Origin of the sequence: Euzebya tangerina (assembly GCF_003074135.1) — a bacterium.
GTDB classification, from domain to species: domain Bacteria; phylum Actinomycetota; class Nitriliruptoria; order Euzebyales; family Euzebyaceae; genus Euzebya; species Euzebya tangerina.
In genome coordinates this window covers 2,706,114-2,717,526 of the sequence record NZ_PPDK01000001.1, presented here as the reverse complement: position 1 = coordinate 2,717,526, position 11,413 = coordinate 2,706,114, and the positions used below count along the sequence as shown (strand labels likewise).

At 69.9% G+C, this 11,413-nt stretch carries 12 protein-coding genes; 10 read left to right on the top strand and 2 right to left on the bottom strand.

What is annotated here, in order from left to right; translation table 11 throughout:
- Nucleotide 1: 1 nt before the first annotated feature.
- The 7 genes from C1746_RS12555 to C1746_RS12525 all read left to right on the top strand — a co-directional run bounded on the left by C1746_RS12555 (nt 2) and on the right by C1746_RS12525 (nt 5,613).
- Nucleotides 2–970: a DMT family transporter gene (locus tag C1746_RS12555; protein WP_116714901.1), complete on the top strand. Its 969-nt coding sequence runs from the start codon at nt 2–4 to the stop codon at nt 968–970.
- 18 nt (nt 971–988) lie between these two features.
- Complete coding sequence (locus C1746_RS12550) at nt 989–1,774, top strand: enoyl-CoA hydratase/isomerase family protein (RefSeq protein ID WP_116714900.1); 786 nt, start codon at nt 989–991, stop codon at nt 1,772–1,774.
- A 19-nt stretch (nt 1,775–1,793) separates the two neighbouring features.
- On the top strand, nt 1,794–2,912 hold the full coding sequence (locus tag C1746_RS12545) for an NAD(P)/FAD-dependent oxidoreductase (protein WP_116714899.1): 1,119 nt from the start codon (nt 1,794–1,796) through the stop codon (nt 2,910–2,912).
- A 76-nt stretch (nt 2,913–2,988) separates the two neighbouring features.
- A complete protein-coding gene (locus tag C1746_RS12540) occupies nt 2,989–3,900 on the top strand; it encodes a sulfurtransferase (RefSeq protein WP_205711835.1) in 912 nt (303 codons plus the stop codon).
- Nucleotides 3,901–3,910: 10 nt separating this feature from the next.
- Complete coding sequence (locus C1746_RS12535; RefSeq protein ID WP_116714898.1) at nt 3,911–4,756, top strand: alpha/beta hydrolase; 846 nt, start codon at nt 3,911–3,913, stop codon at nt 4,754–4,756.
- Between the two features lie 28 nt (nt 4,757–4,784).
- On the top strand, nt 4,785–4,973 hold the full coding sequence (locus tag C1746_RS12530; RefSeq protein WP_116714897.1) for a hypothetical protein: 189 nt from the start codon (nt 4,785–4,787) through the stop codon (nt 4,971–4,973).
- Nucleotides 4,966–5,613 carry a molybdenum cofactor guanylyltransferase gene (locus C1746_RS12525; RefSeq protein WP_116714896.1) on the top strand — a complete coding sequence of 216 codons (648 nt, stop codon included), beginning with the start codon at nt 4,966–4,968 and terminating at the stop codon, nt 5,611–5,613. Before C1746_RS12530 ends, C1746_RS12525 begins: the two co-directional genes overlap by 8 nt.
- 7 nt (nt 5,614–5,620) lie before the next feature.
- On the opposite strand, the gene C1746_RS12520 is transcribed toward C1746_RS12525, so the two are convergent.
- On the bottom strand, nt 5,621–5,938 hold the full coding sequence (locus tag C1746_RS12520; RefSeq protein ID WP_116714895.1) for a hypothetical protein: 318 nt from the start codon (nt 5,936–5,938) through the stop codon (nt 5,621–5,623).
- Nucleotides 5,935–6,687, bottom strand: coding sequence for a DUF3109 family protein (locus C1746_RS12515; protein WP_116714894.1), 753 nt, complete (start codon nt 6,685–6,687; stop codon nt 5,935–5,937). The genes C1746_RS12520 and C1746_RS12515 overlap by 4 nt, the downstream gene beginning before the upstream one ends.
- 47 nt (nt 6,688–6,734) lie before the next feature.
- On the opposite strand from C1746_RS12515, the gene C1746_RS12510 reads away from it, so the two are divergent.
- From C1746_RS12510 to C1746_RS12500, 3 genes are all read left to right on the top strand, one after another.
- On the top strand, nt 6,735–7,256 hold the full coding sequence (locus C1746_RS12510) for a LysM peptidoglycan-binding domain-containing protein (protein ID WP_116714893.1): 522 nt from the start codon (nt 6,735–6,737) through the stop codon (nt 7,254–7,256).
- Nucleotides 7,257–7,420: 164 nt separating this feature from the next.
- Nucleotides 7,421–9,283 carry a hypothetical protein gene (locus tag C1746_RS12505; RefSeq protein WP_116714892.1) on the top strand — a complete coding sequence of 621 codons (1,863 nt, stop codon included), beginning with the start codon at nt 7,421–7,423 and terminating at the stop codon, nt 9,281–9,283.
- 25 nt (nt 9,284–9,308) lie between these two features.
- Entirely contained in the window at nt 9,309–11,411 is a 2,103-nt protein-coding gene (locus C1746_RS12500; RefSeq protein WP_205711834.1) for a S9 family peptidase, read from the top strand.
- Nucleotides 11,412–11,413 lie beyond the last annotated feature (2 nt).

Below are 11,413 nucleotides of genomic sequence, written 5' to 3'. Positions count from 1 at the left end.
CGTGTCCCGGTCCGCCTCATCCTCCTTCACCCCCCGAGACGCAGGCCTGCTGATCCTGCTCTCGCTGCTGTGGGGCAACAGCTTCCTGTTCATCAAGACCGCGGTCGAGGAGATACCGCCCGGCTGGATCGTGGCCGGCCGGATGACCATCGGGGGTGCCCTGCTGGTCGGAATCGTGCTCAGCCGGCAGATCTCGCTCCCCCGACGGCGTCGGGTCCTCGTCGCGCTGGCCACGATCGGCGTCGCCGGGACCGCCGCGGGGTGGTTCGGCCAGGCCTGGGCCCAGCAGTTCCTCGACTCCGGTCTGGTGGCCGTCCTCAACGCCACCACACCGGGCGCCACGTTGCTGCTGGCGGTCGCCTTCGGCATCGAACGCCTCCATGCCATGCGCGTCACCGGGCTGTTGGTCGCGGTCGTCGGGTCGGTCATCATCATCGGTGGTGAGGTCTCGGCCGGCGGGCCGGTGCTGGCGCTGGCCATCGCAGCGATCGCACCGTTCGCCTACGGGTTGGGGTCGGTGATCACCCGGAAGGAGATCTCCGGGCGGGTCGACACGCTGCCCGCCGTTGCGGTGCAGTTGACGCTCGGTGCCGCAGTGGCCTCCGTCTTCTCCGTGGCGGTCGAGGGACCCCCGCCGTTGCCCACCGACATCCCGCTCGTCCCGGCGGCGGCGCTCCTCGCACTGGGCCTGCTCGGCACCGGGGTCGCCTTCATCATCTACTTCACGCTGATCGGACGGGTCGGCGCGACCAACGCCTCGATGGTCACCTACCTCGTCCCCGTCGTCGGACTGATCGCGGGGGCCATCTTCCGCGGTGAGCGCTTCGGCCCGAACGTCTTCCTTGGCGCGGCGACCCTGATCGTCGGCGTCTACCTGGCCCAGCGACGGCCAGTCCCCGGTCAGGGGGCGCTGACACCGCCGTCGGTGCCCGACCAGTCGATCGCGGAGCAAGCGACGACGAAGCCGTGAATCTGCCATGCTCCAGCCATGGCCTTCACCACACTGGACCTGGACGTCGCAGACGGCGTCGCCCACATCACCCTGAGCCGGCCCGAGGCGCACAACTCACTGACCTTGCAGCAGGGGGAGGACCTGGAGGCCGCAACCGCGGAGATCGCGCACAACGGCGACGTTCGCGCCATCCTGCTGGACGCGGAGGGACCGTCCTTCCACGTCGGCGGAGACCTCAAGTACTTCAACGACGCACCTGACATGCCCGTCGCCCTGCGCCACCTGACCACGCTTGCCCATGCCGCGGCCGAGCGGCTGAGCCGTGGCCCTGCGCCCGTTGTGATCGCGGTCCAGGGCACCGCAGCCGGCGGCGGCATGAGCCTGGTGCTCGGCGGGGACATCGTGCTGGCGGCCGAGTCGGCCTCCTTCACCATGGCCTACACCGCCGCGGGCCTCACGCCCGACCTGTCCTCCACCTGGTACCTGCCACGACTGGTCGGTCTCCGGCGGGCGCAGGAGCTCATCTTCACCAACCGGCGTCTCTCGGCCACCGAGGCCAAGGAGTGGGGTCTGGTCACCGACGTGGTCGCTGACGACGACCTGGCCGACCGCGCGATGGCCACGGCGCGTCAGCTGGCGGCTGGCCCGACCCGCGCGTTCGCCGGTGCGAAGGCGTTGCTGCGCTCAGCCATGCAGCAGCCCCTGGAGGCGCAGATGGCTGATGAGTCCCAGTGGATCGCCACGATGGCCGAGACCGAGGACGCACAGGGCGGCATCGCAGCGTTCGTCGCCAAGGAACGACCCACCTTCCAGGGCCGCTGACCGGGGAGGATCCACGCTCATGGACGACGTGCGAGTAGCCATCATCGGTGCGGGGATCATCGGTGCCTCGTGTGCCTACCACCTGGCTCGTCGCGGAGCCGAGGTCACGGTGATCGAGAAGGAGGAGGGCGTGGCGATGGGCTCGACGGGCCGCAGCGCCGCCGGGTTCCGCACCCAGTTCGCCCAGCCGCACAACGTCGATCTCTCCCTGCTGTCGCTGGAGTGGTACGCGGCCAACGAGTCCGGCTACCGCCCCGAGGGATACCTCTTCCTGGTACCGGACGGAGACCTGGCAGAGCGCGAGGCCCTGGTGGAGATGCAGCGCAGCCGGGGCGCCGACGTCCGACTCCTGACCGTCGAGGAGGCCCAGCAGATCGTCGAGTTCGACCCCGCCGGCATCGCCGGGGCCGCCCACGGTCCCAAGGACGGCTTCGTGGACCCGGACCAGTCGACCCAGCTGTTGATGCGCAACGCGCGATCGGAGGGGACGGTCTTCCATCGGCTGGAGACCGTGATCGGTGTGGAGCGTGGCTCGGCCTGGACGCTGATCACCGATGACGGTCAGATCGAGGCCGACGTCGTCGTCAACGCGGCCGGTGCCTGGTCGGGCGGCATCGCCGAGCTGGCCGGTCTGGACGTTCCGGTCCAACCACAACGCAACGACGTCTTCGTCACCGCCCCACAGGATCGCGGCGGCCCCCTGCCGCTGACGGTGGACCTGACCTCGGGCGTGTACTTCCGAACCGAGGGTGACCGTCTGCTGATCGGCCACCACGACCACGACAGCCCCAAGGGGTTCCTCACCGGGGTCGACTGGGACCATCTGGAGGAGATGATGCCGGCCCTGTTCGAGCGCTATCCCTGGTTCGAGCAGGAGGAGCTCGACACCAAGGCATCGTGGTGGGGCTACTACGAGGTGACCCCGGACTACACACCAATCCTCGGCCGCGACCCCTCCGCGGAGGGGTGGATCAACGCCAGCGGGTTCAGCGGTCACGGGGTGATGCATGCTCCTGGCTGCGGCCAACTCATCGCTGAGGAGATCCTCGACGGCCGGGCCCACACGATCGACATCGAGCCGTTCCGCATCGAGCGCTTCGACGGCGCCGACCTGACCACGGAGACCGCCGTCATCTAGGGCGTCGTCCCCTTCGCACCGTTGCTACCGTGCACCGCTTCGTCCTCGGCAGGGCGCGTGCCTAGCCTCGCTCGCCGTGTCCGTCCTCCGCACGCCGTTGCCGTCGCCCCTGGTCGAGCCTGACTGGGTGGCGGATCACCTCCACGATGACGATGTCGTGGTGGTGGACGTCGACGAGGACACCGAGTCCTATGCCCGAGCGCACGTGGATGGTGCCGTCGGCCTGAACTGGACCATGGACCTGTGTCATCCGCGGCGACGGACGGTGCTCGACCAGCGATCGTTCGAGCAGCTCATGGATCGGCTGGGCGTCACCGCCGACACCCACGTCGTGCTCTACGGCGGCAACCACAACTGGTTTGCCTCCTACGCCTACTGGACGTTCAAGCTCTACGGACACCGTCGGCTGTCGCTGATGAACGGCGGCCGTACGGCCTGGCAGCACGAGGGCCGCCCACTGACCAGCCGACTCCCGGATCGCTCCCCCACCGTCGGCTACCGGGCCGCCGCCCCCGACCCGTCGATCAGGGTGTTTCGGGACGAGGTGCTGGAGGAGTTGGTGGGCGGCCCTCCGGGAGTCAGCCTGATCGACGTCCGCTCAGAGCCCGAGTACCAGGGCCGGAGCGCGGCACCGCCGCACCTGCCGGGTGAGGCCGCGATGGTCGCCGGCCACATCCCCGGGGCCAGCAACGTGCCCTGGTCCCACGCCGTGGATGGCCAGACGGGGAAGTTCCTCTCCGGTGAGGCGTTGTGCTCGCTGTACCGCCGGGCCGGCGTGGGACCGGATGACAACACCGTTGTCTACTGCCGCATCGGCGAGCGGGCGGCCCACACCTGGTTCGTGCTGCACGAGATCCTGGGCTTTGCTCAGGTGCGGAACTACGACGGTTCGTGGGCCGAGTACGGCTCGCTGATCGACGTGCCCGTGGCACAGGTCGAGGTGGAGGAGGCTGCTCCCGACTTGGGTGCCATCCCCGCCGCTGGTTAGTCTCCGCAGCATGACGCACAGCACCGATCAGTTCCTCGCCGCCGGCGGCGTGACGATCTTCACCCAGACCTGGCTTCCGGCCGAAGATCCCTCCGCAGTGGTGATCCTCTCCCACGGGTTCGGCGAGCACTCGGGCCGCTACGGGCACGTCGCCGCCGCGCTGGTCGAGGCCGGCTACGCCGTGGCCGCGCTGGACCATCGTGGCCACGGCCGGTCTGGAGGCCCGCGGGCCTACGTGAAGTCGATCTCGGATCTCAGCAACGACTTCGCCATGTTCCGTGACATCGTCGCGCAGACGGTGAAGCCGGGCGAGGACCCGCTGCCCCAGATCCTGCTGGGGCACTCGATGGGCAGCGCGGTCATCGTCGACCACCTCGTCGGCCCCCATGATCCCGTCGCAGCCGTGGTGCTCAGCGGCCCCTACCTGCGAAACGCCGCCGAGGTCGCGGCACCGCTGAAGGTCCTGGCGCCGATCCTCGGCCGGGTGGCGGGCAAGTTGCCCACCCAGGCGCTCGACTCCGGCGACGTCAGCCGTGATCCGGCCGTCGTCGCCGCCTACGACGCGGATCCACTGGTCTTCCACGGCAAGATCCCCGCTGGGACCGGGGCCACGCTGCTGGGCCTGGAGGACGCGCTCATGCCGAAGGCCAGCCGCATCACCGAGCCGCTGCTGATCGTGCACGGGACCGAGGACCGTCTGGCCGCCGTGGACGGCGCCCGGGCCCTGGCCGGGGCCGTCGGCTCGCAGATCGTGGACCTCAAGACCTACGACGGGCTCCACCACGAGGTCTTCAACGAGCCGGAGCAGGACACCGTGTTGGCCGACGTGGTGGCCTGGCTCGCCGAGCAGGTCTGATCCGGGTCGTGTCGACCCGGTCGACGCCGTGAGCACCGAGCGGCTGCGCTACCTGCCCGTGTCCGTGGGACTCGGCCTGTTCGTCGGCGACCTGGTGTTCCTGTCGGCCGCGGGCGGTCTGTCGCTGCGCCGGATGGCCGCGTCGGCAGCGATCGCCCTGGTCGCCTACTACGCCGCGGCGTGGTGGGTTGGGCGTCGCCTGGACCGCGATGGCTGAGGAGACCGCACCTGGGTCGACGCCGGTGACGAGGCCGGTGGGCATCGTGCTGGCCGGCGGAACCTCGCGCCGCATGGGCCAGGACAAGGCCCTGGCCATCGTCGACGGTCGACGACTGATCGATCGAGCGGTGGCGTTCCTGGAGCCGCTGACCAGCGGCGTCCTGGTCGCGTCCGGACAGCGAACGATCCCCGACCTGGAGGTGCCGCAGATCGCCGACTGCCTGCCGGGTGGTGGGCCGCTCGGCGGCATCCTGGCCGGGCTGCAGGCCGGCAACAGCACCCACGCGATCGTCCTGGCCGTCGACATCCCCCGGCCCGACGCCGGGTTGCTGCAGGCGCTGAGCGAGTCGTGGGCCGGACAGCCGGCCATCGTCCCCTCCGGAGCCGGCCGCCCGCAGCCCCTGCACGCCGTGTGGTCGACGGCAGTGGGCGGGAAGGTGGCAGCAGCGGTCGCTGATGGCACCCGGTCCGTCATCGACGTGGCGCGCCAGATCGGCGCGGTGGTGCTCAGTGAGGGCGAGACGGAGCTGTTCACGCGATCCACCGCGTGGGCGCTGAACCTGAACACACCGGGCGACCTCGAGTCGTTCGAGGAGGGTCGTGGCGGCCCTGGTGGGGGCCCGGGTGAGGGCCCGTGAAGAAGGCCTACCCGGACAGCCCAGCCACGCGGAGCGTGGCAGACGCCCGGTGCTCCGGCACACCCGAGCCGTCCGGCGGGAAGTCGCAAGCGGCCAAGCCATCACGGAACACCTCGGCGATGGTCTCGGCCTCTGGCAGCTTGCTGTCCGTCCCCTCCCCAACGGCCCACAGCAGCAGTCGTCGTCCAGAATCAGCTCCGTCGACCAGCCAGAACCGACGACCGCTGGCGTCCCAGCGGATCACCGGATCGTGGCCGGAGTCCCAGTGGATGTCCGCCGTCTCCCGCAGTTGTGGCGCGGCAATGGCACGGTCAGCGGCGCTCATGGTGTGCTGGCGGCAGGCGGTCCAGGGGGTGGCATCAGCGGCAGCGGACGACGCTGCGGGCCGCGCCGGCCCTCCATGTAGGCGACGAGCTCGCCGTAGACCTGCGGTGAGCTCATCGCGATCAGCTCCTGCTTCATGGACGCATAGACCGGACGGGTTCCCCCGTACGCTCGATCGTCGTCCGTGGTGCACCACCACGAGAAGTCCGCTCCACCCTCACCCCAGGCACCCCGGTCGTAGCTGGTGATGGTCGTCGTCACCCGCTCCTCCCCATCGTCGGCGATGTCGGTCTCGATCTCACGCCGCAGCGGAACCAGCCAGCAGACCTCCGGCTTGTAGTCGACGTGATGCTCGCCACGGTCGATGGCGTACTGGTGCAGGGAGCAGCCGGCCCCCCGCGACCAGGAGTTGCGGTTGAGGAAGATGCAGGCCCCGCCGGTCATCCGCGTCCGCTGGGATCCGTCGGCGTCGGTGGCAACCACCCCTCGGCGAGCAGCCAGGCGATACTGCTGCATGTACTGCGGGCCGAGGACCTCCACCATCTCCACCGTCCGGTCACGGTCGTCGTCGTCGACGAAGTGGGCGCCGAACCGGCAGCATCCTCTGTCGTCGTCTGCCACACCCTCCGTTCCGGGGCAGCCGCGCCCGTAGATGCAGCTGTAGGAGGACGCCAGGAACGACACGTCGAAGAGGTACCGCTCACGCGGTTCGGCGGCGTCTGTCAGGCTGACCCATTCCCGGTCCAACATGTCCTACATCCTCACATGCGTGGGCAATCCGTGGATACTAGAGACCCATGGACTTCGAATACGAAGAAGCTGACGACTTCGGCGAGCAGATCCTGTGGTATCGCGTCGGGGCCATGGTGATCGCGGCAATCGTCCTGATTCTGATCGGTCGCAGCTGTGCGGGCGGCAGCGACATCTCCCAGGCGGACCTCGATGTCGAAGTGACCGCGCGGGCCAGCGCCGAGGACGCCCTGGCCGATCGGGACCAGACCATCGAGCAGTTGCAGACGGAGTTGCAGAGCCTGCGCACCCAGCAGGCAAATGGCGGGGACACCTCGACGCCTGCCACGGGCGAGGACGGGACCACCGCGCCGGAACCAGCCGGACCCGAGGCAGCGCCGACGGATGCCAACGGCAACCGCACATATGAGGTGCAGTCAGGTGACAACCTCTCCGACATCGCTCAGGCCGTGTATGGGGACCCACTCGCCTTCGGGATCATTGCGGAGGCGAACAACCTCTCCGGGTCCACGCCGCTGCAGGTCGGTCAGACCTTGATCATCCCGCCGAACCCGGACGCAGGCCAGTAACGAGTAGGCTCTCGGTTCCGCGTCATCTCATCGATGCGGAACCGTGACGAAACCGACCCTCGCGCACCGACGCCACGAACCTGGGCCGCCCGGCCCCCGGCGCCGCCGCGAGACCACAAGGTCCAGACTGCAGGCACCAGCGGCCTGTGAAAGGCAGGAGCGCCATGACGGCCACCCCGTCCGATCCGAACCCGACCGCCTCGGCAGAGCCTGACCAGACGCCGAGCGAGCCGACACCGGAGGCGCAGCCGCCCGTGGTCGACCCAGCCCCGTCAGAGTCGGCGCCGCCGGAACTGCCAGCACAGTCGGAGGGTGCGGCGGACAGCGAAGCGGCCACGGAACCGGCCACCACTGAGCCGCCCGCAGTCGAGCCAGACACAACCGGTGACACGGGGCCAGTGGCGGAGCCGCCCGCGGACCAGCCTGCCCAGGCCGAGCAAGCCGCCAAGCCAGAGCAACCTGCCAAGGCAGAGCAGCAGCCCAAGAAGAAGAAAAAGAAGAAGAAGGCCCCCGGTCCGGATCCGGCCGCAGTCATCAGGACGATCGGCACCACCTCCGAGGCGGCCTTGGCCTACGTCCAGAACCCCGACGCCACGCTCAGCCGGATGGCCCGCAAGCATCGCGAGGTCGTCATCACCGACATCCCGCCCGTCACCGCCGGTGCGCTGCTGGGTCCGGCTGCGCTGTGCCGCCACTTCCTGGCCAGCGCTGCCACAGGCCGGTACCGCGATCTGTTCTACCTCTGGGATCTGTTCACGCTGTTCCCCGAGGAGTGCAAAGGTGTCCTCGCACAGCGCCAGATCGCACAGGAGAAGGCCAAGAAGAAGCTGCGGACGGCGACCCACCTCGGCCTGCTCGGTGACGCCGGCAGGGTCGCTGAGGACATCGACCGTGCCGCGGGCCTCCCGTGGCGCTGGATGAAGGAGATCCTCGAGCCGATGGGTCCGGCCATCCGGCGTCGACCGGTCGTCATGGCGGCACTGTCCCGGCGGGACACCAACTACGAGATCGAGGTCCCTGAGGACCCCTCCGACGAGTGGCTGGCCGAAGCGGCGGCGATGCGCGACACCGAGACGCCGATCCCCGACGCCATCGACGCCGTGCTCGGCGCACACGCGGATCGCCTACCGGCGACCGTGCCGACCTTGACGATGGCGCAGTCGGAGTACCCCGATCGGGTCCCAGCGCTGATCGACCGGGTCGATCTCGACGCTGATGACGTCGGCGCGATCCTGGCCTGGGCACGCGACCACGGACATGGCGACCAGCTGACGGGTCGGATCACCCGACGGGTCGAGGAAGCCGCGGCGACCGACCGGGCCGCGGGCCTGGCGGAGTGGAAGACCTGGAACGACCGCGGTGTCGACGTCGCCCTGCCCGAGTCGGTCCAGGAACCCAACCTGGTCGGCCTGGACATCGGCCGGCCCGAGACCGCCGACCTGGTCAAGATCCTCATCGAGGGTGGCGCCGACCTGGACGCCCAGGAGATCCTCGACGCCGTGGCGTCCGAGAATCGGATGCGGGGCGAGAAGGCCTTCGAGAACTTCGTGTGTGCTGGCTTCGACTCGGTGCACCTGCCCCTGGCACTCGAGGGCAACCCGATGGTCCGAGCCGAGACCCGCTGCCCCGCCTGTCAGGCCTGGACCTGGGTCCGACCAGGGCACGAGACACGCTGCCCCCGGCTCGAGTGGTCCCCGGGAGCAACCGTGGACGTCGACGGAGAACTCGCGGCGGCGGTGGATGCAGCGGTGGCCGGGATCGACTCCGGCGCCGCCGGCGAGCCGCCCGCAGCCGACACCCCCGCAGTGAGTGCTGCACCCCGCCCAGCTGCCGCCCCGCCGGCCGCGAGCGCCGTCGAGACCCCGGCCACCGAGCCCCAGCCGCCGGCCGCAGAACCTGAATCCGTACCAGCAGCCGACGACCGGTCGACGCAGGAACCGACGCCGGCGCCGTCGGACGGCGAAGCCCCTCCAGCCAGCGGCATCACCACGCCGGAGCCTCCGGCCGCTTCGGACGCCACGGGCTGACGCAGCAAACGAACTGGAGTCCCGCGTGACCCCGCCACCGATTCACGCCGTCAGCACGGACTTCCCCGCCGTGTTCGCACGGACCCAGGGGTTCAGCCTCGGCGTGCCTCGCCACTTCGTTCTGGCCGCCGACCACGCGCTGTTCCTCCGGGGCGAGGGGGACAGCCCGACCCAATCCCTGTGGCGTCTGGACACCGACGGCGAGACCAGGCTGGTCGATGGTGCAGCCCTGGATGCAGCCGGCGTACCTCCGGAGGAGCTCGCCAGACGGGAACGCGCCCGTGAGCGAGGGAGCGGCATCGTCACCTTCGCCTGTGACGCCGAAGTCCGGACGGCGGCGTTCGCGGCCGGTGGAAAGCTCCTCACGGTGGATGTCCACAGTGGTGAGCTGCAGCAACTGGCCGTCGACGGTCCCGTCGTGGACCCTCGCCCTGATCCGACGGGCCAGCGGATCGCCTACGTCGAGGATCAGGCCCTGTGGGTCACGCGTCTGGACGGGACGAACGCGCCCAGACGCCTGGTGGGCGATCGCAATCCAACGGTGAGTTGGGGCCTCGCCGAGTTCGTCGCCGGCGAGGAGATGGGGCGGACCCGCGGCTACTGGTGGGCTCCCGACGGCCAGTCGCTCCTCGTCGCTCGGGTCGACACGGCGCCCGTCAGGACCTGGTGGATCGCCGGACCGGTGAACCCCGATGCCCGACCAACCGAGATCCGCTACCCGGCTGCAGGCACACCCAACGCCGAAGTCACCCTGCACCAGGTCAGCCTGAACGGTGAGGTCACACCTCTGGTGTGGGACCGGGACAGCTATCCCTACCTGGCCGAGGTGACGTGGCCGACGGGCCATCCCGCAACCGTCGTCGTGCAGAGCCGTAACCAGCAGCGCCTGGCCTTCCTCGAACTCACCGACACCGGCGAGTTCCGCACGATCGCCACCGAGGACGACTCACCGTGGATCGAACTGATTCCGGGCAGTCCCGTGCGGCTCTCCGGCGGGGAACTGGTCCGCGTCGTCCAGTTGCAGAACACCCGCCTGCTCGACATCGGTGGCAGGGTGACCACCGACGTCGGCCTCATGATCGCCAGCATCGTGGGTGTTGATCCGGACGACGGGGTGATCGTGACCGCCCACACGCGGGAGCAGCCGTGGTGCACCGTCGTGGCTCGCGTCTTCCCGGAGGGGCCCACGCAGATCCTGAGCGACCCCGAGGGTGTGGCCAGCGCCGTGATGGGTGGTGGGCGTCTGGCGATCACTCAGCGTCGGCCCGGCACCACCGCCGTGGAGGTCACCGTGGGCGAGACGACCGCCCGGAGCCTGGCCCTCACCCCGCCGCCGCTGCCGGCTGTCAGACGCCGACCCGTCGGTTCGCTCGAGCAGCCGGTGACCCAGGTGTTCCTGCCGGACGGGTGGACACCGGATGCCGGTCCCCTGCCCGTGCTCGTGGACCCCTACGGCGGTCCCGGCGCACGCCGAGTCCTGGGTGCCGGCGCTGCCAACCTGACCTCGCAGTGGTTCGCCGCCAACGGCTTCGCCGTCCTGGTCACCGACGGGCCAGGATCACCCGGTCAGTCGTTGTCGTGGGGTGCCCGCATCGCCGGGGACTTCGCCCGCCCGACGCTTGGCGGCCAGATCGAGGCGCTGGAGCGAACGGCCGACGCCAACCCGGGCATGCTGGACCTCGAGCGGGTGGGCATCCGTGGCTGGTCGTTCGGTGGGTACCTGGCCGCGCTCGCGGTCCTCCGACGTCCCGACGTCTTCCACGCCGCCGTGAGCGGCGCGCCCGTGACGGACTGGCGGCTGTACGACACGCACTACACCGAGCGGTTCCTGGGCCACCCGGACATCAGCGCCTCGGCGTACGACCAGTCCTCGATCATCGCCGACGCCGGGCAGCTCTCACGGCCGCTCATGTTGATCCACGGGCTGGCCGACGACAACGTCGTGAGCGCGCACACGCTGCGTCTCAGCCGGGCCCTGCTGGAGACCGGTCGTCCCCACCAGGTGCTCCCGCTGTCGGGTGTCACCCACTTCACGCCGTCGGAGACGCTGAACACCAACCTGCTGCTGCTGCAGTTCGACTTCCTGCGCCGGTCACTGGGTCTGGCAGTTCGGGATGGGCAGTCCTAGCC

Bases quoted from the DNA above. Each gene is read 5' to 3' on its own strand.
- C1746_RS12550 (WP_116714900.1), top strand. From the start codon at position 989: ATGGCCTTCACCACACTGGACCTGGACGTCGCAGACGGCGTCGCCCAC.
- C1746_RS12545 (WP_116714899.1), top strand. From the start codon at position 1,794: ATGGACGACGTGCGAGTAGCCATCATCGGTGCGGGGATCATCGGTGCC.
- C1746_RS12535 (WP_116714898.1), top strand. From the start codon at position 3,911: ATGACGCACAGCACCGATCAGTTCCTCGCCGCCGGCGGCGTGACGATC.
- C1746_RS12525 (WP_116714896.1), top strand. From the start codon at position 4,966: ATGGCTGAGGAGACCGCACCTGGGTCGACGCCGGTGACGAGGCCGGTG.
- C1746_RS12520 (WP_116714895.1), bottom strand. From the start codon at position 5,938: ATGAGCGCCGCTGACCGTGCCATTGCCGCGCCACAACTGCGGGAGACG.
- C1746_RS12515 (WP_116714894.1), bottom strand. From the start codon at position 6,687: ATGTTGGACCGGGAATGGGTCAGCCTGACAGACGCCGCCGAACCGCGT.
- C1746_RS12510 (WP_116714893.1), top strand. From the start codon at position 6,735: ATGGACTTCGAATACGAAGAAGCTGACGACTTCGGCGAGCAGATCCTG.
- C1746_RS12505 (WP_116714892.1), top strand. From the start codon at position 7,421: ATGACGGCCACCCCGTCCGATCCGAACCCGACCGCCTCGGCAGAGCCT.